Consider the following 23254-nt stretch of genomic DNA (forward strand, 5'->3'; position numbering starts at 1 on the left):
TAACTACAAAAGTTAACGAAACATTTCTACAATAGGTATTGTGGTCAAAAAAATTAGAAAGGCGGAGATCAGGTGAAGAAGCAAGCACATAGGTCTAAACGAAGGAAAAACCTGTCTATTCTGCTCACTTCCATGATGTTGATTAGTCTCATTCTCCCAGCAGTACCTACTCATGCAGAAACAGAAAGCGGCAGTGCCGTAAAGGTCAGTATCTTAGCCACAACGGATGTTCATGCGAACATGATGAATTATGATTACTACAGTGACAAAGAAACAAATGAATTCGGTTTGGCAAAAACAGCCGAGCTGATTGACAAGCACCGTTCACAAAATCCCAATACACTCCTTGTTGATAACGGAGACCTGATTCAAGGAACCCCTCTTGGAGAATACGTTTATAAAAATGAAAAAGACAGCATCATCAATCAAACAAAGGTTCACCCCATTATTCATACACTCAACAAATTAAAATATGATGCAGGTACACTCGGCAATCATGAATTTAACTACGGTTTATCTTTTCTTGACGGTACCATTGCGGGCGCCAACTTCCCGATTGTCAATGCGAACGTCAAAAAGTTAAACGGAGAACACCGATTTACTCCTTATGTCATTCAGGATAAAACCTTTAAAGATGCAAACGGAGCCTCCCAAACTGTGAAAGTCGGTTACATAGGATTCGTACCACCACAAATTATGACGTGGGATAAGAAACATTTAGATGGACAAGTTCAAGTGCAAGATATTGTGGAGTCTGCGAATGAAACCATTCCAGAAATGAAAGCAAAAGGCGCAGATGTCATCGTCGCTCTTGCTCATACAGGAATTGAAAAAACAGCTTCACCTAAAGGATCAGAAAATATGATCTTTGACCTTGCCACGAAAACAAAAGGCATTGATGCGATTGTGTCTGGCCACCAGCATGGCACATTCCCAAGCGCTGAATATAGCGGCGTAGACAAATTTGATGTCGCAAAGGGAACCATTAATGGCATTCCTGTCGTCATGTCAAAAAACTGGGGAAGCTACCTCGGAGTCATTGATTTAACACTAGAACCAGACGGCAGCAAATGGAAAGTCACAGACGGAACAGGCAAAATCGAATCCGTTGCCGGGGTGACATCTCAAAACAGTACAGTGAAAGATGCCATTCAAACAACTCACCAAAACACCCTGGATTACGTCAGAAAGCCAGTTGGAAAAACAGAAGCAGACATTAACAGCTTTTTCGCTCAAGTGATGGATGACCCTTCTATTCAAATCGTGACAGATGCCCAGAAATGGTATGCACAAGAAAAAATGAAAGATACTTCGTACAAAAACTTGCCGATTCTCTCTGCGGGTGCGCCATTTAAAGCCGGTGGACGCAACGGTGTGAACTATTATACAAATATCGCAAAAGGTGATTTAGCGATTAAAAACATCGGCGATCTCTATCTTTACGATAACACCGTACAGATTGTAAAACTAAAAGGCAGTGAAGTAAAAGACTGGCTTGAAATGTCTGCTGGTCAGTTTAACCAAATCAAACCAAATACTTCAAATGAACAGCCTATTTTAAACGAAGAATACCGCTCATATAATTTTGATGTGATCGATGGTGTGACGTACCAAGTAGATGTCACACAGCCTGCTAAATACAGCACAACAGGCACACTTGTTAACGCTAATGCGAACCGCATCAAAAACTTGTCTTACAACGGAAAACCCGTTTCTGACAATCAAGAATTTTTAGTCGTGACAAACAACTACCGTGCATCTGGCGGCGGAGGCTTCCCACACCTCACACAAGATAAAGTGGTGCTTGCCTCAGCAGATGAGAACCGCCAAGTGCTGATGGATTATATTATTGAACAAAAAACCATTAACCCAAGCGCAGATCAAAACTGGTCCATTGCACCAGTAAAAGGCGCAACAGTCACCTTTGAATCTTCTCTACTTGCAAAACCGTTCGCAGAGAAATCAAGCAGCGTCGACTTTATTCGAAATGCCAGCACAGACGGACTTGGCGTGTACAAGCTAGCGTTTAAAGATGATGGTACAACAGAACCACCTGCAACAGACAATTGGCATTTAACGGTGATGCATACAAACGATACACATGCCCATCTGGATGATGCAGCAAGACGCGCAACCAAGATCAAAGAAGTTCGCGCCCAAAGCGAAAACAATATTTTATTAGACGCTGGAGATGTCTTCTCTGGTGATCTCTATTTCACAAAATGGCAAGGACTTGCCGATCTGAAACTGATGAACTTAATGAAATACGATGCCATGACGTTTGGGAATCATGAATTTGACAAAGGTCCATCTGTCCTTCGTCAATTCCTGACAGGTGATGCATCCAGCGTAGATGCTCAAAACCGTCACCAGTTTGAAAAACCGAACTTCCCGATCGTGTCATCAAACGTGAATGTCTCTAAGGAAAAACAGTTAAGCGATTTAGTGAAAAAACCAGCAACATTTAAAGCTGGTGAGAAAAAAGAAGCTGGCATTTACCCTTACATTCTACTTGACGTAAATGGTGAAAAGGTCGCTGTATTCGGTCTAACCACTGAAGACACAGCCATTACATCCAGCAGTGGTCCAAACATTCAATTTCAAGATGCATACAAAAAAGCAAAAGAAACAGTCAATACCATTCAAACTGAGGAAAAAATCAATAAAATTATTGCGCTTACACATATTGGCTATAACCGTGATCTAGAACTGGCTCAAAAAGTAGATGGCATTGATCTCATCATTGGCGGTCACACCCACACCCTTGTTGAAAAATTAAAGGTCATCAATAAAAAAGAACCTACGATTGTTGCGCAAGTAAAAGACTACGGACAATTTTTAGGAAAAGTAGACGTGGCCTTTGACAAAAAAGGCGTCGTACAGCCAAAAGAATCTACTTTTGACCTCATCACGATCGACGACTCTGTGAAAGAAGATGCGGACGCAAAAGCGATTCTTGATCAGTACAAAGCAGATATCCAAGATTTAAAAACCGAAAAAGTCGGGACGTCAGATGTCTTTTTAGATGGACAACGTGAACACGTCCGTGCAAAGGAAACGAACCTTGGAAACTTTATTGCAGATGGCATGTTAAAGAAAGCACAAGAATCTGCTGGGGCTGACCTTGCCATTACAAACGGCGGTGGTATTCGAGGCAGCATTGAAAAAGGAGATATCACATTAGGGGATATTTTAACGGTGATGCCTTTTGGAAACACACTATATGTCGCAGATTTAAAAGGCAGTCAAATTAAAAAAGCGCTTGAACAAGGTCTTTTAGGCATTGAAGAAGGCGGAGGCGCATTCCCTCATGTAGCCGGTATTGAATATACGTTTACACTGAGTAAACCAGCTGGCAGCAGACTGATTGATGTCAAATTGAAAGATCAAAAGGGCAATCTGACTGACATTGATGATCAGAAAACATACCGCGTGGCGACTAATGCATTTGTCGGCACAGGCGGTGATGGCTACAGCGTCTTTACAGAAGCGTCTCATGGTGAAGACTTAGGCTATGTTGACTATGAAATTTTCAAAGAGCAAATTGAACAGGCAGACGGTCATATTTCTCCAGTCATCGACCATCGAGTGAAAGAAGTATTCCTTCCTCGCTTGAAAGGAAAAGGCGCCTATGACATTCAAGATGATGAGAAATTCCAAACGTATGTGCAGCATACGAACAAAGCATTGCTCTATTTAGACAAAGCAACCGAAGCGAAAAAGGTTCAATTGTCTCTATCAAAAGGGCAAGTAGCTGAACTGAAGAAACGAGAGCAAGATCCAAACGTCACCATCTATCATGACAAAGTCGGTCTAGCATTACCGCTCTCCAATTTGTCAGAGCAACAAGCAGATATATCAATGGCAAAAACAAATAAGGTGAAAAATGCATTAACCGACACTTACGATTTCCAAATCAAACAAGATCAGAAAAATGTGTCTACCTTTAAAGATCCCGTCACACTGTTCTTTACATTAGATGCGCCTGAAAAAGCGAAAAAACCAGGTGTCTATTATGTCGATCGTGAGAAAAACCGCTATGCCAAAACAAGTAACGGTTCATTCGAAAACGGGATTGTCTCAGGTAAAACGGAGCACTTTAGTGAATACACCGTACTCAATCAAAGTGAAGCTGCTGGAACAGCTCCAGACCAAACTGGCGGAGACGGTGGAACTTCTGCTCCAGGCGGTTCGGATCCAAGTCAGGATGGAAGCAGCTTACCAGGCGGCACACTGCCGAATACCGCAACAATGATGTATACAGCGGTATTAATTGGCTTGCTCATGCTCGCCTCAGGCGGTATCCTTTATTACTACCAGCGCAAGCGCACACGAGACAAAGTATCATCTTAATAGAAAAGGACAGAGCATTGGCTCTGTCCTTTTTCCATCTCACTATCAATCTTGGGATAAATAAATCCAATGACGGTTATCAAATTCTTTCACATCATCTGACCCTATATGACGCAGCATTCTATTAAAGAACGTGATATCATCTTCATCATCAACGGCATATAAATCCTCTTGAACATATTCTCTCGTAATGAAATTCGTTAAGTTCGTGTTATTCACAAATTCAGCAAAGTACGATTTCACAAGGGTTAAATCTTCTTCATTTAATGTTTCATCATTGATAATTGAAAGATGAAACACATTCAAAGTCGCTTGAATGTCTTCTTCATCCATATAACATAACGGCTCTAATTTTCTATCTTCTTCCGTAAACGGTTTTCGCGTGTCTTCAATGATGACATAACATAAAATCCTGTGATCTTTCATCACGCTAAAAATTTCTAAATCTCGTAATTTGAGTGGTCTATTCAGTCTGATCATTTTTCCTCCTGAGATGTTGCTCTCTCTATTGTTTAATCCCTTGTTTCCCTACAACCTGAAATAGACAGAGCCTCGGCCCTGTCTACTTCTCTCTTCTAGCAAAATCCACGAACCTGAAACGATCTAGGCGGTGGCGGCTTTCTGTGTATTGGAATAGACTCGTATCCTCCAAGAACACATAATTCTTCACCACCACCACATGATCAAACCCGTTCAAATCGAGATACCTCTCATCTTCTTCAGTACATGGCTCGACCACAAATTCCTTTTGAGCATAACTAATCGAGACCCCAAGTTCTCCTTCAATATACTCGTAGATCGATCCTTCACAAATGTCCTTAGACAAGACCTGCACATGTTTTTGCAAAAAGTAATCTTTGTCTAAAATGACTTCTTCTCCGCTAATATTGCGAGAGCGAATGACTTCCCAAACGTCCTCCTGCCCACTGATTTTCAGCTGAGACTGAATATACTGATCTGGCTTGATTAAACCGAACTCATGAACCGTTGTTACCGTCTTTCGCCCAAGCGTTTGGGAAAGCTCTTTAAAGCTGACAAGACCCGAAACTGGGAACTGCATTTTCTCTCGATTCAGCAATACTGAGCCTTTCCCACGAATTTTTTGGATATAGCCATTTTGCACAAGGATGTTTAATGCCTTTCTCACCGTCTCACGGGATGTGTCATACATGACAGATAGCTCATGTTCTGATGGGAGGATGCCTTTATCCTGCCATTCACCTTGTTCAATTCGTCTTGCGAGCTGATCATAAATCACTCGAAACTTATTCTCTTTCATTTTCCTTCCGCCCCATTTACTAGCGTTTGGTTAAATGATAAACGATTGACTCATATGGGCGCAACGTAAATCCCTTGATATCTGCCGGCACATCCTCATAATTGGACAGCAGAACTTGCCCTTCCATTTCATTGACATCCTTTGCAAGCTCATCTGGAAGTGTAAAGTCCGTCTCGCCTGCATAAAAATGGTTGATCACGAGAATCTTCTCATCTTTGCCTTCTCGGACATACGCAAACACCTTTGGATCATCTGCCAGCAGTAAAGTAAAGCTCCCATAGGTGATTACATCAAGTTCCTTACGAAGCCTGCAAAGGGCTTGATAATGATAAAAAATCGACGTCTCATCTTTTAAGGCAGCTTCTACTGAAATGCCGTTTTTAGCTGGTTCAATCCAAGACGTACCTTTTGAGAACCCCACATTTTTTTCCGACGTCCATTGCATAGGTGTCCTTGCGTTATCTCTTGATTTGACCTGTAAAATCGCCAAAGCTTCTTCCTTTGTTTTCCCTTTTTCAAGCATGACTTCGTACATATTGAGTGATTCGATATCGCGGTATGACGAAATGTCCTCAAAGCGAGGATTCTTCATCCCAATTTCTTCACCTTGATAAATATAAGGAGTGCCTTGCATCAAATGAATGGTGGTCGCCAGCATCTTCGCTGATTGCTGATGGTACGTGCCATCATCACCGTATCTAGACACGATGCGTGGCTGGTCATGGTTGCACCAAAAGAGTGCGTTCCAGCCGCCGCCCTCATGCATTTTCGTCTGCCATTCTGACAGAATTGATTTCAACTCTAGAAAATCAAATGGCGCAATGGCCCACTTTTCACCGTTAGGATAGTCGACTTTTAAATGATGAAAATTAAACGTCATATCCAGCTCCTGCCGATCAGGTCTTGTATACCGAATGCAGTCTGTAATATTCGTTGAAGACATTTCCCCCACGGTCATGCTATCGTATTTCGAAAACACTTCCTGATTCATTTCATGCAAAAATTCATGAATTCTCGGCCCATCTGTATAGTACATACGTCCATCACCTTGCACTGATTGCCCGGCATCATCTAAAAAGCGTTGATCCTTTGAAATGTTATTGATGACATCCAGTCTGAATCCATCGATCCCTTTTTCAAACCAAAAGTGCATGATGTCATATACTTTCCTGCGCACTTCATCATGTTCCCAATTGAGGTCTGCCTGGGTAACATCATATAAATGAAGATAATAGTCACCTGTCGCTTCATCTAATTCCCACGCTGGGCCGCCAAACTTTGACTGCCAGTCATTCGGAGGAGAGCCGTCCGCTTTCGGCTCCTTCCAAATATAATAGTCTCGATACGGGTTCTCCTTCGACTCTCGGGAGGCTTGAAACCACTCATGGAAAATCGACGTATGGTTCACGGCTAGATCCATGATGACACGGATCCCTCGTTCATGTGCTTCTTTCAGCATGTGCTCAAAATCGGCCATTGTGCCGTACATGTCATGGATTTTTGTATAATCACTAATATCATAACCATTGTCATGCTGTGGTGACTCATACATAGGGGTCAGCCAAATACAATCCGCCCCTAGCTCTTTGATATAGTCGAGCTTTTTCGTCACGCCATTGATATCACCTGTACCAGAGCCTGTTGTGTCTAAAAAGCTCTTCGGATAGATTTGATAGACCACGGCTTTTTTCCACCACGGTTCGTTTGTTTGTTGATTCAATTTCCTTCACCACCACTAGTTAAGTTCTTGTGATACATCCTTCTTTTTAAGTTTTGCATATAAAAGGGTACCAATGAATGGGACGATCAGCACAATCACCATTCCGATGGCAAATGCCCCCCAATATTTCGGAATGATCGAGAAGATTCCTGGAATGCCTCCAACGCCGACTGAACTTGCCAGTACCCCTTGTGAGGCAATAAACATACCAGCTATCCCTGAACTGATCAGGGCAAAAATAAATGGGAATCTATAGCGCAAGTTCACCCCAAACATCGCCGGTTCAGTAATGCCCAAGTAAGCAGAAATACTTGATGTCAGCGAGAGCCCTTTTTGCTTTTCATCTTTTAAGACAAACATCATCGCAAGTGCCGCCGACCCTTGAGCAATATTAGACAGGGCGAGCATTGGCCATAGGAACGTGCCGTGCAGTTTTGAGTTAATCAGCTGAATATCGACTGCTAGGAACGTATGATGCATCCCTGTAATGACTAACGCTGCATACAATCCGCCATATAAAAGACCGCCAAGTGCTGCGAATTGCTGGAATACGGTGACGAGTCCAGATGTTAAAACGTTTCCGATCGCAAATGTAACGGGACCAATGACGATAAATGATAAAAATCCAACGAGTAATAATGTAATTGGTGCAACAACTAACAGCTGAATACTTTCAGGTGTCCTTTTTGTTATAAATAATTCGAGCTTTGCGAGTAAATAAGAGGCAACGAGTATCGGAAGAACCTGCCCTTGGTAACCTACCTTTTGTACTTCAAGTCCAAACAAGTTCCAAACAGGAATGTCACCTGTCTTTTCCGCCGCTCCATATCCCCACGCATTCAACAGATCTGGATGTACAAGCATCAGTCCGAGGACCATCCCTAAAAGTGGATTACCTCCAAACCGCTTGACAGCCGACCAGCCGATTAATGCTGGCAAAAAGGTAAAGGCAGTGCCTGCAATCAAGTTGATCATATTTGCTAAATCCGCCCATGCCGGATACACATCCACAATGGATTTTTGATCAAAGAAAATATCAGGAGCTGTTAAAATATTATTAATCCCCATCAATAAACCGGCTGTCACGATAGCTGGAAGGATTGGAATGAAGATATCTGCAAGCGTTTTCACCGCACGCTGTAAAGGATTTAATTTCTGATCAGAGGCACGCTTGACGTCCTCTTTTGTCGCTTCGCCGATTCCCGTCTGTTTGACCATTTCGGCATAAACCCGATTCACCACTCCTTGACCAATGACCACTTGGTATTGGCCATTCGCTGAGAAAGATCCCTTCACTTCATCAATTTGTTCTAGTGCTTTCTCATCCACCTTAGCTTCATCTTTTAGCACAAAACGAAGTCTTGTCACACAATGTGTGGCTTGATCAATGTTTTCTTTGCCGCCAATGGCTTTCACAATCTGATCTGCCGCTGCCTGATAATCAGCCATGCTATCCCCTCCGAGATCGTTTTTTTATAAGAAAAAAGAATCAAAACTTGTATATACATGTTCACTTCATATTTTATATTTGTATATACATGTAGTCAATAAGAAAATGTAGCGCTTTCATAAAAAAAGCTCCCTCAATGTGCTCAGAGAGGCAGCGTGTCATCATCTTTTTTATGCTCCGTTAGTTTTTCGTAGACCCTATTCTTATAAAAGGAGGAGGCTGGTCGAGCAAACGTTTGGCGCTTGGATGTGAGTTCATCGAGGCGTTTTTGTTTTTCCTCACATACGAGAGAGAGTTTTTTTCTTTCTTCTCCATCTATACTCGTTTTCAGTAATTCTTTGACCGTCATTAGTTCTTTTTTCAAAGCGGTTTCTTCCCCGGCAAAGCCAGCATTTTTCATGATTCGATAGCCCATCCTCAGCTCTTCTGGTACATGAGCAGCATCATCCTTTGGCAGAGGTTTCCCAAAGCCTGATAGTCCTTCAAAAGCTCCATGGTCCATCGCCTTTTTGATCCGTTCTTCTGACAATCTCTGCGCAAAATCCATGACACGTCTCCTTTCAGATCGTCTGATATTTTGGTTAAGCATAGCAAAAAAGCTGACTCTCTCACAAGAGCCAGCTTTCTCGTTATTTTTTGTCGATTTTAAAAGTAGATACCATTTGTGCCAAGTCCTCTGACATGTCAGAGAGCTGTTCAATCGCACTTGAAATTTGCTGCATGCCAGCACTTTGTTGTTCTGTTGCTGCCGCTACTTCTTGAGAGCTTGCCGCATGTTCTTCTGACACGACCGAAATTTGTTCAATCGATGTAGAAATTGTTTGATATGCTCGTTCTACCTGCTGAATAGATTGAAGCAAATTGTTCGTTCTGCTTGCAAATTGAGACACTCCATCATAAATACCAGCGAAGTTCTGCGAGGTGCCTTTCATTTGCTCCCGGCCTTCTTCCACTGCTTTACTGCTTTCCTCCACGCTTTCAAGGACACGCTGACTATTTTCCTGTGTGCCAATGACTAAGTCTGAGACCGTTTTAGCTGCATCAGCTGACTGTTCAGCTAACTTACGGACTTCATCAGCGACAACGGCAAATCCTTTTCCTTCTTCTCCTACACGTGCGGCTTCAATAGAAGCATTCAGTGCAAGCAGATTCGTTTGCGCTGAAATGTCCGTAATAATGGAGATGACACTTTCAATTTCTGTTGAATGTGATTGCAATTCTTCTGCCGCTTGCTTGGAGCTTGTCATCATGTCATGTAACATGTTGAGATGTTCAAGCACATGCTGCACCAATTTTTGACCAGATTCTGACTGCTCTTGTACTTCTGATGAAACAGATTTCATTTCATCCACTTCTTTTGTCACGCCTTCGATTTGTGTATCGATTTCCGCAACAGATGTTGTGCAGTCTGTAATGTTTGCGACTGAATCATTGATTCCTTCACTCATATTCGTCATCGCTTCTGACACTTGTTGTGCACTTTGACTAGATTCCGTTGTCACTGTGCGAAGCTGTGAAGACATTTTCGACACTTCACTTGATGAGTTTGAGATCTGTCCAATAAGCTCTTTGATCCGTCCCTGCATTTTCTGGAAGGAAGCCGCTAATTGACCGATCTCATCTTTACTTTGAACTTCTACCATGCCAGTTAAATCACCATCTGCAATTCGATCCGCTGATTCCATTAATGAGCGTGCTGGTTTTGCAATTCTTCTTCCCATGAAGAATGAGAAGAGTAATCCGCCGATGAGCACAATCGCAGATGCTACTGTGATATAAATTGTCAGCTTTTTCGTTGTTGCTGGAACAACAGAGGCATCTAAGTCAATTCCTAAAATCCCCGTGAGTTCACCGCCTGAATCTTTAATTGGTAAAAAGACGGATTTATGAGTCCCATACGAATCAACGTAAATGTCACTTTTGACCATTTTATCTTCAGAAAGAGCTTGTTTCATTTCATCTGAAAAGACATAATCTTGATCAAAATCATTGTCTTCCCCTGTTAGTACGATGATTCTTTCTTTGCCGCCCTTATTTGATAACACGTATAAGTTCTCAAGCGTATGATCTTTTTGTAGTTCTGTGAATTTCTTTTTGATCTCCACATAAATGGGATCATCCTTCCCGCTAATGCTAAGGACATTTCCATCAATATGATCGATTTCTTTTTTCGCTGTATCAATATCTGTTGTTAATCGATAATCAAATTGCTTTAATAATTGGGAAGATAAATCCTGGCTAACTAAATAAAATGTTAGAACGAATAATGCAACGGTTGCGAGTAATGTTACGACAACGACTGACATGATTTTGGAGGATATCGTAAGTCCTCCAAACTTCCTTTGTTTCGCCATTTTTTTCTACATCTCCACTCTCAATTTTAATTTAAGCCTCTACACTTTCAAATTGTCCACAAACAGATGCAATGACATCTTTTAAATAAGATACGATATGAGGGATATGCTCCGGTAACGTATAAGGTGAAATCACAAAAAATTTACTCACACTTAGATAGAATTCTTGACCTTCTTTGGCATTGACTTGTAAAAACTTCGTTGTATCACCAAAGAACATTTCGTCTCTTTTCTCTCCAAGCTTTTCAAAGAGGATTTTGTTCAAATCATTGTTGCGCTCAATTTCCATAGCAGTTGCTTCTCCAGATATTTCTTCCTTAAAACGAGGAGAGCCGTCTAGGTAAATTCTAAACAATGTAGCCATTCCGACATTGTCATCATTGACGACTTCTGCTTGTGGAATTTCCTGACGGAGCGCTTCTCTAAATGCAAGGTTCACCTCTAAAAATTGACCGAGCAAGCGCTGGTATCCTTCAATTCCAAACGTTAGCAGCACACTTAGCATGCTGATGGAGCTTCCCATTCTTGAGCATTCAAGCGTATAACCGGTATGGTATTCCCCGTATCCTCTATGTCCAACATATGGTGTTTCTTGTTCTTCTAGGTCCAAGCGCTTTAAGTCAGCAGCGTTTTTCACTAAGAATAAACTAGATGTGTACGGTGTTTGTCCAAGTTTTTGAAAATCAAAGCACATCGTATCAGCAAGAGAAAGATGCTGAAACTTTGCTTTGATTTCTTTTAACATACGAAGAACACCGTCTGAGAATTGCAGCGGGTTTTCAGATACATCATACTCATTAAAGAAAGCAAAGAATCCACCAAGCGCCGAATCTGCATGAATATGCGGCACCTTGAGACCATACTTCTCAGCAATGGCTTCTGCCGTTTCACGCACCCCTTTTACATCATCAATTGCAATGGCATCTGTTGTTCCGGTTGTTGCCACAATATAAACGGGAATTCCGCCATTTTGGGCAACACGTTCCATTTGACAACGCAAATCTTCCATATCCATCGAATGATCTTTATTCGTCTTAATTCTGATTAAGTTGTCTGTGCCAATCCCTGTTGCTTCCATCGACTTAAATAAGCTGTAATGTGCTGCATCAGAACAAAACGCATAAAGATTTTGCGGGACACCTTTTCGTAATGACTCCGGTGCAACTTTCGCAATCGCTAAACGAAGTCCCGAGAAAATAGCCCCTTGACCTCCCCATGTTGTGTAGCCCCCGCTCACATTTGGATCATATCCGATGAGCTTAGACATCATTGAGACCACTCTGACCTCAGCTTCCGCGCCTGCTGGTCCATACACATCCCAAAGGTTGTTTCCGTTAACCAGCATAGCCGTCAGCATGCCTAGAATTCCTGGTGTACTTGCCATTGGCAAAATGTTCGTGAAGAAATACTTCGTGTGGTATGGATGATTATGTAAAAGCTTCAGTAATTCTTCATTCACAAGTTCCGCTTGTTGTCCGTTCATCGGAATTTGACTTGTTTCAGTGAGCTTTTTGTAAAAGTCCTCCTCGCGATTCTTTTCACCTTTTAGGTGAGCACGGTTCGGATCCTTCAGGTCATCGACCCCTGAAATGATCTGTTCCATTAATTTAACGAGTTCTTTCCGCTCTTCTGCATTTCCGTCCTCACTCGGAAACCAGTTCTGAACGAGGTTCTGTGCTCGTACAGTCATATACTATCAATCCTTTCAATGGAAGATTTCCTGTCACTGTCTATATCGACCCCGTTTCAAAAGTTTATAGTGTCGAACTGTTCACTTAAGTATATTTAGATAATTTGTTCACCCGTCAAAAAGAATAAAACCCTTACAATACACATCAAAACCATTATGTTTGTGAAACAACAATATATATCAATATACTTTCTTGAAGGAATTATTATCCAGACAATTCAGCGGTTTATTCATTCATTTTTTTTACTTAACCTGCATAAACATTAATAAACACTGGAAATCCGCCTAAATACACCATTGTAGAAATCAAATTAATTCTTTAGACTTGTGTCTTTTTACCTGTTTTATTGATATAGCAACAGGAAAAATACAGAATTTTCTGTCATTATTAGGATGAATTTCACAAAAAGTTTTTCGGAGATCGAATATTTTCGATGTCTTCACAACTCTAGCTCGGACAGGCTGCCTTAGGTGCTCACCGGTTATGACTTTTCTATTTGTGCATTTCATGGTATATTCTAATGGTTCGTTTTCTTTCGTTCCGCCTCTTCCGTTTAACGGAGAAAAGGAGTGTTTAAATGAAAACATTTATTCAAAAAAGGGGCCTCGGCTTCTTTGTGATTGCAGCCATCTTGTTATGGCTCAAGACGTATACAGCTTATTTAATCGAATTTAAACTTGGTATATCAAATGTGCTTCAGCATATTTTGCTTTTTGTGAATCCTATTAGCTCCAGCTTGTTCTTTCTTGGCTTTGCTTTATTGTTCAAGAAAAAATGGCAGCCTGCCGCTATCATTGTGATTCACTTTTTCATGTCTTTTTTACTTTACGCAAACATCGTGTACTATCGATTCTTCAATGACTTTATCACGCTGCCTACAGTGATGCAGGCAGGAACGAATGGCGGACAATTAGGTGATAGTGCATTTTCACTCATGCGTTGGACTGATATGTTTTACTTTCTCGATACCATCATCTTGATCGTACTCGCAGTCCGCATGAAAAGACAGCAGCAAACAAGTACAGCGACTGTACCTGTTCAAAAAACAAAATCGTTTAGACTCGTTCTTGTGTCCTCTGTTCTGATCTTTGTTGTCAACTTAATCGCAGCAGAAATTGATCGCCCAGAGCTTTTATCAAGATCGTTCGACCGCAATTATTTAGTCAAATACTTGGGTGCTTATAATTTTACGGTGTTTGATGCCATTCAAAATGTGAAATCAAACAGCCAGCGTGCCCTGGCAAATTCAAGTGACGTAACAGATGTAGAGAATTATCTAAAGGCGAACAGCGCTGATCCAAACCCGGCTTATTACGGGAAAGCGAAAGGCATGAACGTCATTACGATTTCTCTTGAATCACTGCAAAACTTTGTCATTGATTACAAGGTGAATGGAAAAGAGGTCACTCCTTTCCTCAATTCATTAGCCCATGACAACAAAACGTTTTATTTTGATAACTTCTTCCATCAAACAGGACAAGGAAAGACATCTGATGCGGAATTTATGATGGATACGGGGCTTTTCCCATTATCACAAGGCTCTGTGTTTATTAACAAAGCTCAAAACACATATCAGGCGCTTCCTGGCATTTTGAAAAAGGACCAATACACGTCCGCTGAATTCCACGGAAATACGAAAACGTTCTGGAACCGGAATGAAATGTTTAAGTCCTTTGGATATGACAGATTTTACGATTCTGAGTACTACGATATGAATGAACAAGATACGAAGAACTATGGATTGAAAGACAAACCGTTCTTCAAAGAATCCATGCCGATGCTTGAAAATCTGAAACAGCCGTTTTATTCGAAATTCATTACGCTGTCAAACCACTTCCCATTTGGTATGGATGAAGGTGATACCGATTTTGAACCTGGCGACTTCGGAGACTCCGTCGTTGATAACTACTTCCAATCTGCTCATTATTTAGATGAAGCCATTGAACAGTTCTTTAATGACTTGAAGACATCTGGTCTCTATGACAATACCGTCGTCATTATGTACGGTGACCACTACGGCATTTCAGAAAACCATAATGAAGCGATGGAAAAAGTGACCGGCGAAAAAATTGGAGATTATGAAAATGCCCAGCTTATGCGTGTGCCGCTCTTTATCCATGTGCCAGGCGTAAAAGGCGGACAGATTCATAAATACTCTGGTGAAGTGGATGTTGCGCCTACCCTTCTCCACCTGCTCGGAGATGATACGAAGAACTATTTAATGTCTGGTTCTGATATCTTATCGAAGAACTTTAAAGAGCTTGTGCCATTTAGAAATGGAGACTTCGTGTCTAAGGACTACACGAAAGTAGGCAACAATTATTACAGCAACAAAACAGGTGAAAAAATCGAGCCGACTGAAAAGGCATCACAAGAAAACGAAACGGTGAAAAAGATGCTAGAGACATCTGATAAGATTGTCACGGAAGATTTACTCCGTTTCTACAAACCTAAAGGCTTTACACCAATTGAGCGAAATGATTATGACTACACAAAGAAAGTACAAGATGAAAAAGATTCCTCTTCCGCCAAAGATGAATCCAGCTCGTCTTCCAAATAACTTTCTCATTTAAAGCCCCAGCCGATCCAAGATCAGCTGGGGCTTTTTACGTTTGATCCGCATGACACCGGGTATAGTTGAAGAAGGAGGGATTGATTAATCATGAAAAAAACAGCAGCTTTTGTCGTGACCGCTTCACTCGCTTCTTCCACCTTATTCGGTATTAGCCCGGCGATTTCAGCAGACACCATGACCAAAACGGAGACAGAACAGTCCATTCCTCAAGGGCCGAAAGCAGCGCTAAACAGCATTTATCAGCTAGCACATCAAGGACAAATGCCATACTATGCAGAAGGACTCAAAATAGGGGTTCAAACAAAAAAAGACGTTCGGCATAAACTAGGACAGCCTTATCCAGAAACGGGTCAAAGCGGCTTTGATTTGTATCATGCTGAGATGGGCAACCCTGGATTTGCTTTTCACTATGACAAAAAAGGCAAGATTAACGAAATCCGTTATTTTGGAACAAATGTAGAAAAAGAAACGAATATCGGAGGAATGACTCCTTCCCTATTAAAGAAACAGCTTGGACCTGCAGATTCAGTCAGCACCATCCCACAAACAAAAGAGAAAAAATACGTTTATCAGACCGGTAATTATGAGCTCGAATTTATCGTCGGACATGATCCAGATATCAGTCAGCACGAGCTGACTGTGGTGCATATTAACCTCATCAAAGCCGGTTCCTAAATAAAAAGCATCCTGAGTTTTCACTCAGGATGCTTTTCTTTATTATGATGCCACTTCTAAATGCGGCTTTCTTTTCAGTTTTCGCTTAAGGACTGGACCTGCTACATAATCAAGGCCAAGTTTTCCGGCATTTCCTTTCGCTGCCATAATGAAGACGGCGATTAGAAGAAGAAGCGGGTTAACAGAAACGGTTCCAGCTAGTAAGAAAGAGACATTCATCACGCTTCCAAAAAAGGCTGCTGTTGTTGTGAACAATCCAACAATTAGTCCTAGACCAACTAAGATTTCTCCCCACATGACCATGACACTGAAGAGTCCGGCATTTGGCAACGCGACATTTTCTAAAAACCAGACATAGAACGGATAAACAAGATGTCCATCTTTCACAACAGGTTCAGCTATGGCAAATTGCAAATATCCTGATGCATCGAATCCGCCTGTTAGTTTTCCAATACCAGATGTCAGCCAAGTCCATCCGATATAAAGTCTTGCTGCCAAAAGGATAACCGCTGCCCATACATTCGTTTGTAAGAATTTTGTAAACATGATGATGCCTCCTTTTAAATTATGTGAAATATTTCACATTTTCTTTATGATCTTATTATACTACTTAATATACATTTGTGATCCTTTTCACATATATATTCACAAATTGTTCATGAATATCTAGTCGAGGTAAACTTTCCCCTTGCTATGGCCGTCTAAGTTATTTCAGACAGTAAAAAGGGGTTACATTTTGTATGAAAACATTATTTCATTTTGCTTATTTACAGGCCATCTCTTGTCTATTTCCTGTCATGATCTTTACGGCGCTTGCCCTATCAAAGGTCGTGTCTATTCCTTTTCTTCATCGATATGATGTTATTCTTCTGCTTTGCCTCATGGCACAGCTTCTCATGCTGATGCTACGGCTTGAGACGCTGACAGAGTTGAAGGTTATTTGTCTCTTTCATGTGATTGGAATAGGCTTAGAAATCTACAAAGTACATATGGGTTCATGGTCCTATCCTGAAGAAGCTTATACGAAAATTTTGGGGGTTCCGCTCTATAGCGGTTTTATGTATGCGAGCGTGGCAAGCTATATTTATCAGGCACTGACTCGACTTCACGTGAAGGTGAAAGCATGGCCTCATCCGTATCTTTCGATTGGGATCAGTTTATGTATTTACTTCAATTTCTTTACTCATCACTGGATTTATGATCTACGCTGGTGGCTGACATTACTCCTAGTGGTTGTGTTTCGAAAAACAACAGTTTCCTTTCAGGTCGGTTCATCGACCTTTCGCATGCCGCTTGTTATCTCGTTTTTGCTGATTGGATTTTTTATTTGGGTGGCCGAAAATGTCACGACCTTTTTAGGAGCATGGCAATATCCAAATCAGCAGCATGCTTGGTCTCTCGTCCATCTTGGTAAAATCAGTTCATGGTTTTTACTTGTTGTCATCAGCATTGTACTGGTGATCGAACAGCGAAAACAAAAAAACGTTCAGCCCATTTTATCTGGCTGAACGCTTTTTTTAGTCCCGATCGACTTCCTTGCGAAGATCATCGGCGACAAATTCGACATTTGTTCCAATGATGATTTGTACGGAAGTTTTTCCTGACGTCAGTACCCCTTTGGCACCTGCTTTTTTCAATGTACCTTCATTTAATAAATTGGTATCTTCTACTGTTAAACGAAGACGGGTCGCACAATGGTCAATTGTGGTGATATTGCCTTTGCCGCCTAGTCCCTCTACGAGCATACTTGCTCCGGCAGTATGTGTATCATCCCCTGAGATATCTTCGATGTCATCATCTTCCCTGCCCGGTGTTTTTAGCTTTAACAATTTAATCAGGAAATAGAAAACAACAAAGTAAATCACGCCATAGATGACCCCAACTACAAGTAACAGAATGGGTTTTTGCGCAATTCCAAAACTTAAAACGTAATCAATCGCACCCGCTGAAAAAGCGAAACCGCTATGAATGCCTAAGGTGTTGACAATAAAGAGCGAAAGACCAGTTAATATCGCATGAACACCATATAAAAGTGGAGATAAAAACATAAATGAGAATTCAATTGGTTCTGTGATTCCTGTAATAAATGACGTCAGTGCCATTCCAATCATAAGACCGGCTGTTGCTTTTCGTTTTTCAGGCTTTGCGGTCACAACCATCGCGAGACATGCCGCCGGCAGCCCGAACATCATCACTGGGAAGAAACCAGTCATAAAGACACCTGCACTTGGATCGCCTTTGAAGAACCGCGCTAAATCACCTGTCGCTCCGCTGAATTCACCGAATTGAAACCAAAATAGATTATTCAACACATGATGAAGTCCTAATGGAATGAGCAGGCGGTTAAAGAAGCCAAACAGCCCGGCACCCGTTGCTCCAAGACTTAAAATCCACTCCCCTAAATCATTGATCACACTTTGAATTGGAGGCCATACATATCCAAAAACGGCTGCTAATAGAATGGTAAAAAGTGCTGTCATAATTGGCACAAGCCGTCTTCCACTAAAGAAACCTAAGTATTCCGGCAGTTTCGTGTCCTTAAATTTATTGTAAACGTAACCTGCCAAAAGTCCGCACAAAATACCACCCAATACCCCCATATTGTTGGTCGAATTGATCGACGTGGTACCAGCTGACAAAATAAAATAAGAGATCGCTCCAGATAACGCCGCTGCCCCGTTACCGTCCTTTGAAATACCAATCGCTACACCCATAGCAAAAATTAAAGCCAAATTCGCAAAAATTGCATTTCCTGCCGCATGAATAAACGGGATGTTGAATACATCTTCTCGCCCAATAGCCAAAATGATACCCGCTGCAGGAAGCACAGCGATTGGAAGCATAAATGATTTTCCTAACTTTTGAAAAAACTGAAACACCATCTTATTTCTCCCCCCTTCGTCATCATCATGAACAAATCTCTCATGATGTTCATAAAAAATATATCATATGCACATCTAGTTATCTATACCAATTTGTCCACATCTCACCCGAATCTCAGCCTTTACTCTTTTGGCGTAAAATGTGGTAAGCTATTGAATAGAATGAAGTTATAGAAAGCGGGAATGAACAGTGATTGTCAAACATGATCATGAGTTAGAAGCCTTAAAAAAAGTCGGCCGAATTGTCGCTTTGGCAAGAGAAGAAATGAAAAGCCAAGCGAAACCAGGCATGTCTACAAAAGAATTAGATTTGATTGGGAAAAAAATATTAGAAGAACATGGAGCCAATTCAGCTCCTGAAAAAGAATATGATTTCCCCGGTACGACTTGCATCAGTGTCAATGATGAAGTCGCACATGGCATTCCAAGTGAAAAAACCATTTTACAAGAGGGCGACCTCATTAATATTGATATCTCAGCAGAGCTTGATGGATATTATTCCGATACTGGGATTTCATTTGTTTTAGGTACAGGAGATGCTCGTCTTGAAGCATTATGCCAGTGTGCAGAGGATGCATTCCTTGAAGGATTAAAGCACGCGAAAGCCGGAAAAAGACAAAATCAAATTGGCCGTGCGGTCTACAATACAGCGAAAGAACAAGGATTTACCGTCATTAAGAACTTGACAGGACACGGCATTGGGAAAAGCCTGCATGAAGCACCTAACCATATTTTGAACTATTATGATCCATTCGATAATGCTTTGTTTAAGAATGGGACTGTCATCGCCTTTGAACCTTTCATTTCAACAAATGCCGAGTCGATTTATCAAGCGGATGACGGCTGGACATTTAAAACACCTGATAAGAGCCTGGTCGCACAGATTGAACATACGATTGTGATCACAAAAGACGAACCGATTATTTTAACAAAGCTGTAAGTAAGCGGGTCCCCTCCTTCACTGGAGGGGATTTCAGCGTGTAGACAAACCCTTTCACGAATCTGTCACGACTAAACAAAAATGCCTGTGGTAAAATAGGCAAAGATATGCGAAAGGGGTCTTATTTGATATGTGGTTCATCATCATCGGTATTATCTTCTTTATTGAAAGTATTATTTTAACGGTTGTAGGTATTAAGAAAAAACAATCCATGATGACCTACCTCGGGATTGTCATCATGATTATGACAGTCGGCATGATCATCGTTACCCTCAACCCGCCAAATTCATAAATGATTATTTCCAGCATATACATGGATCATAGGCAGATAGAATCAGTTTTCATTTCTAAACACCTGCACACTTTTCACGTCCTTTTTTGAGATGTTACAATGCAGGCAGTTTCCATTGAAAGGAGTTTTCTATCATGCATTATGGTAGCAAAGGCTGGTATGTCGAAGAATTAAAGAAGCTTGGTGTGACCAAGCATGAAGGAAGAAAGCTTCAAAGCTTTAAAACTTATTTCCTTGCAAATCTTCTTGAGCAAAAGAAAACGAGCTCTTAAATGTTGAAAAGCCGTACATCCATATCAGATGTACGGCTTTTTTATATGGGCTGAACACGTTTTTCTAAAGACTTCCTGACCACATCTGCTAAGGCATCTACTTCAAGAACTGCTTTCAGCCTGTTTTGATCTACTTGACGGTATTTGACTTCATTGACTTCGTGGACTGTGATGGAATGGGGCGCTTTTTCGACTAACACAAGAGCTTCATCAGGAGAGACCATTCCTTCTTTCAGCACACGCAAATAAAAACCGGTATATCCCGTTTGCTGCACTTCCTTCACAAGCTTCATGTTTCCATGCTTAAGAGAGAGCTTCACACATGGCTGTCTTGGCTGGCTGACCTCAACAATCGCTTCCCCAAACTGAAATACATCTCCAATACGGACTTCTGTCTCTACAAGCTGATGCACGGTCACGTTCTCACCGAAGGCTGCCTCCTGTAACGGCACCCCTAAAAATTGCTCAAAATAAGTATAGTGATCATATGGAAAGACGCAAACGGCTTTATCATAACCTCCATGATGAACCAAATCACCTTGTCCGTCTCCACCAAAATTGAGCTGACTCAAATAGACAGGCTTGTGAATACGCTTTTTGTTGATGGCTGTTTTGATTTCTTTACCATTCACATAGGTGGTGATAGGTTGTCCTACTTGAATTCCTTCGATGTCGTACCTTGTCTGCCCCACTCTCGCCATCTCCTTTGATTGTCTGATTGCTTTTATTTTACATGGTTTGACAGTCAAATCATAGTCGGTACGTGAAGGAACGAGACAGGTTATGGTACGATGAGAAAAAAGGAGAGATGACATTGGTTCATTATCACGCTATTGTAAAAGGACGAGTTCAAGGAGTCGGTTTTCGTTATTTTGTTCAAGGAGAAGCCGTCAATCGAGGGATAAAAGGCTGGGTACGCAACACAGATGAGGGTCACGTGGAGTTAAAAGTAGAAGGAGAGCAGCAGGAGGTGTTTGACTTTTTAGAGACCGTCCGTAAAGGTAGTCCTTTTTCAAAAGTCACACATTTGGACATGGAGCCGCTCACCAAGTTCGCCCATTATCAAGACTTTCGGATTAAAGGATAGTTGATGTGTATCCTTTATTTCACAACAGTAAATGGGTTTGCAACATAATAACCAATCAAGGTTGTACGTGAAGCATCTTTGTAGAGACTCACATGAACATCATAGTTGGCTGATCCACTGTTAGGAAGTAATAAACGAGTAGGTGCTGCAAAAGCGTTTTGTCCAGAGATAGACCCTTCGTGTGTAAAGACTGGTGTCACTGGGAAAGTAAGTTTTCGAACAGCAGCTGTATAATAAAGTGTTTCATTTGTTGTTGCGGTCATGTTGACGTTGACCTGAGGATGAAGCGAAGTATAAGTTGAACGATCGGTTGTCACCTTTAAATCGATGTCATTCTGAACCATTGCTCCAGTCGTTGCTTTAGCTCTTTCATCACCTAGTGGTAGAAATCCGTTGAAACTGAATACAGCCAAAAATATGAGCAACGTCATTTTTTTCATCTATATTCCCCCTTTTTGATTTCATCGCCATTAAACCATCATTTTCCAAATCAAACAACATTCAAAAGACTCATTTCATACAAAAAAACCTAGCTTTTCGCTAGGCTCTTTCCGTCCCGTGGTAGGGTTTTTCCTGATAAAAATAATTCGGTTTCACGATCGTATTGTCATAGTGACGATGGAAGATATGCGTAGCAGCTGGTGATACTGGCGGAATCAGCCATGTCCAATCACCAGTCAGCTTACGGTCAGCCTTTTCTTCCTGTTTTTCAAACTGCTTGAATTGATGGGCTGCTGTATGGTGATCTACAATGGTTACCCCTGCCTCGCGATAAGAGTGCAGAACCGCGACATTCAATTCGACAATGGCTTTGTCTTTCCAAAGTGACGAATTTTTTGTTGTATCGAGCCCTAAAATAGAAGCGACTTTTTTCAACATATTGTAGCGGTTTTCGTCAGCTAGATTTCGTGCGCCAATTTCTGTTCCCATATACCATCCATTAAACGGTGCCGCATTGTAATGAATGCCACCAATTTCTAATTTCATATCAGCAATAATCGGAACAGCATACCATTTCAGTCCTAAATCACCGAATTCATCATATTCAGGATGAGTGATCTCTACCTCTTGAACAATCTCTTTCGGAAGATCATACAGAACCGGCGGCTGATCTTTTAGCTGAAACATCAGTGGCAGAAGGTCAAAATGCGTGCCTTCGCCTTTCCAGCCATGCGCTTCACACAACTTGGTTAATTCAAGTGATGCCTCGTCCCCAATGATGCCATATTCCGACTCATATCCCGCATAACGAACGAGCTGATGATTATAAATAACGACTTCCTTCCGTCCCTTATTCTCTGGTGGGAAGATGGTAATGGACGGTTTGATTTTACCTCCATTTGTCGCATACTCAATATGATGAAAGAGTGCCTCTTTCACCTCATCTTCTGTTGTCACGTGCCGGCAGTCATGCACATGCAGTGTTGACCAAAACAAGCGCCCAATGCACCGGTTGCTGTTGCGCCATGCCATTTTTGCCCCGTGAGCTAATTCTTCCTGCGTATGAGTATACATGCCGTCAGACTCAATTTCTTGTTTTATTTCATGCAGACGTGCTGCTTTTTCTTCATTTGACTTGCCTAATTCTTCATAGCATACAGAAATAAAAGCTTCTGCTTCATTCCACAACGCTTCTTGGTTACTCAAACATACTCGCCTCACTTTAATACGAATATATCCATTG

General features: G+C 41.4%; 20 protein-coding genes. 8 read left to right on the forward strand and 12 right to left on the reverse strand.

Annotated elements, in window-relative coordinates; genetic code table 11:
* The first annotated feature begins 72 nt into the window (after positions 1-72).
* Complete coding sequence (locus tag LCD34_RS15550; RefSeq protein ID WP_224559716.1) at positions 73-4353, forward strand: multifunctional 2',3'-cyclic-nucleotide 2'-phosphodiesterase/3'-nucleotidase/5'-nucleotidase; 4281 nt, start codon at positions 73-75, stop codon at positions 4351-4353.
* Between the two features lie 45 nt (positions 4354-4398).
* Here LCD34_RS15550 and LCD34_RS15555 read toward each other — a convergent pair whose 3' ends face one another.
* From LCD34_RS15555 to LCD34_RS15585, 7 genes are all read right to left on the reverse strand, one after another.
* Positions 4399-4833 (reverse strand): terpene synthase, encoded by a 435-nt coding sequence (locus LCD34_RS15555; RefSeq protein WP_224559717.1) that lies wholly within the window; start codon positions 4831-4833, stop codon positions 4399-4401.
* A gap of 82 nt (positions 4834-4915) precedes the next feature.
* Positions 4916-5632, reverse strand: a complete 717-nt coding sequence (gene treR / locus LCD34_RS15560) for a trehalose operon repressor (protein ID WP_007496585.1) — start codon at positions 5630-5632, stop codon at positions 4916-4918.
* A gap of 19 nt (positions 5633-5651) precedes the next feature.
* On the reverse strand, positions 5652-7352 hold the full coding sequence (gene treC / locus LCD34_RS15565) for an alpha,alpha-phosphotrehalase (protein ID WP_017366820.1): 1701 nt from the start codon (positions 7350-7352) through the stop codon (positions 5652-5654).
* Positions 7353-7367: 15 nt separating this feature from the next.
* Entirely contained in the window at positions 7368-8801 is a 1434-nt protein-coding gene (gene treP, locus LCD34_RS15570; RefSeq protein WP_224559718.1) for a PTS system trehalose-specific EIIBC component, read from the reverse strand.
* Positions 8802-8944: 143 nt separating this feature from the next.
* Positions 8945-9349 carry a DUF1992 domain-containing protein gene (locus LCD34_RS15575; RefSeq protein WP_224559719.1) on the reverse strand — a complete coding sequence of 135 codons (405 nt, stop codon included), beginning with the start codon at positions 9347-9349 and terminating at the stop codon, positions 8945-8947.
* Between the two features lie 82 nt (positions 9350-9431).
* On the reverse strand, positions 9432-11156 hold the full coding sequence (locus LCD34_RS15580; RefSeq protein WP_224559720.1) for a methyl-accepting chemotaxis protein: 1725 nt from the start codon (positions 11154-11156) through the stop codon (positions 9432-9434).
* 31 nt (positions 11157-11187) lie between these two features.
* Positions 11188-12846: a pyridoxal phosphate-dependent decarboxylase family protein gene (locus LCD34_RS15585; protein ID WP_019743527.1), complete on the reverse strand. Its 1659-nt coding sequence runs from the start codon at positions 12844-12846 to the stop codon at positions 11188-11190.
* Positions 12847-13424: 578 nt separating this feature from the next.
* Between LCD34_RS15585 and LCD34_RS15590 the strand changes: the two genes are divergently transcribed.
* Both LCD34_RS15590 and LCD34_RS15595 read left to right on the forward strand, forming a co-directional pair.
* A complete protein-coding gene (locus LCD34_RS15590; RefSeq protein WP_008341764.1) occupies positions 13425-15407 on the forward strand; it encodes an LTA synthase family protein in 1983 nt (660 codons plus the stop codon).
* A gap of 102 nt (positions 15408-15509) precedes the next feature.
* Positions 15510-16097, forward strand: a complete 588-nt coding sequence (locus LCD34_RS15595) for a YjgB family protein (RefSeq protein ID WP_216099531.1) — start codon at positions 15510-15512, stop codon at positions 16095-16097.
* A gap of 42 nt (positions 16098-16139) precedes the next feature.
* Here the strand turns inward: LCD34_RS15595 and LCD34_RS15600 are convergent, their stop codons facing one another.
* Complete coding sequence (locus LCD34_RS15600; protein ID WP_048002060.1) at positions 16140-16643, reverse strand: DoxX family protein; 504 nt, start codon at positions 16641-16643, stop codon at positions 16140-16142.
* Between the two features lie 194 nt (positions 16644-16837).
* Here LCD34_RS15600 and LCD34_RS15605 point away from each other — a divergent pair, with 194 nt between their 5' ends.
* Positions 16838-17605, forward strand: coding sequence for a DUF817 domain-containing protein (locus tag LCD34_RS15605; RefSeq protein WP_048002059.1), 768 nt, complete (start codon positions 16838-16840; stop codon positions 17603-17605).
* A 9-nt stretch (positions 17606-17614) separates the two neighbouring features.
* Here LCD34_RS15605 and nagE read toward each other — a convergent pair whose 3' ends face one another.
* A complete protein-coding gene (gene nagE / locus LCD34_RS15610; protein ID WP_125590590.1) occupies positions 17615-18979 on the reverse strand; it encodes an N-acetylglucosamine-specific PTS transporter subunit IIBC in 1365 nt (454 codons plus the stop codon).
* Positions 18980-19169: 190 nt separating this feature from the next.
* On the opposite strand from nagE, the gene map reads away from it, so the two are divergent.
* The 3 genes from map (at position 19170) to LCD34_RS15625 (ending at position 20483) form a co-directional block, all read left to right on the forward strand.
* The gene (gene map, locus LCD34_RS15615; protein ID WP_008341769.1) at positions 19170-19919 is read left to right on the forward strand and encodes a type I methionyl aminopeptidase; all 750 of its coding nucleotides are present in this window, start codon (positions 19170-19172) and stop codon (positions 19917-19919) included.
* 130 nt (positions 19920-20049) lie between these two features.
* Positions 20050-20211: a hypothetical protein gene (locus tag LCD34_RS15620; RefSeq protein ID WP_017366810.1), complete on the forward strand. Its 162-nt coding sequence runs from the start codon at positions 20050-20052 to the stop codon at positions 20209-20211.
* Positions 20212-20345: 134 nt separating this feature from the next.
* Positions 20346-20483 (forward strand): YflJ family protein, encoded by a 138-nt coding sequence (locus tag LCD34_RS15625; protein WP_008341771.1) that lies wholly within the window; start codon positions 20346-20348, stop codon positions 20481-20483.
* A 41-nt stretch (positions 20484-20524) separates the two neighbouring features.
* Here the strand turns inward: LCD34_RS15625 and LCD34_RS15630 are convergent, their stop codons facing one another.
* Positions 20525-21175 carry an MOSC domain-containing protein gene (locus tag LCD34_RS15630; RefSeq protein ID WP_035391364.1) on the reverse strand — a complete coding sequence of 217 codons (651 nt, stop codon included), beginning with the start codon at positions 21173-21175 and terminating at the stop codon, positions 20525-20527.
* A 122-nt stretch (positions 21176-21297) separates the two neighbouring features.
* Between LCD34_RS15630 and LCD34_RS15635 the strand changes: the two genes are divergently transcribed.
* Positions 21298-21570, forward strand: a complete 273-nt coding sequence (locus tag LCD34_RS15635; protein WP_035391366.1) for an acylphosphatase — start codon at positions 21298-21300, stop codon at positions 21568-21570.
* 14 nt (positions 21571-21584) lie between these two features.
* On the opposite strand, the gene LCD34_RS15640 is transcribed toward LCD34_RS15635, so the two are convergent.
* Entirely contained in the window at positions 21585-22010 is a 426-nt protein-coding gene (locus LCD34_RS15640) for a hypothetical protein (RefSeq protein ID WP_017366807.1), read from the reverse strand.
* 100 nt (positions 22011-22110) lie between these two features.
* Positions 22111-23217, reverse strand: a complete 1107-nt coding sequence (locus LCD34_RS15645; protein ID WP_035391368.1) for a nitric oxide synthase oxygenase — start codon at positions 23215-23217, stop codon at positions 22111-22113.
* Positions 23218-23254 lie beyond the last annotated feature (37 nt).

Origin of the sequence: Bacillus sp. RAR_M1_44 (genome assembly GCF_020165935.1) — a bacterium.
Lineage (GTDB): Bacteria > Bacillota > Bacilli > Bacillales > Bacillaceae > Bacillus > Bacillus altitudinis.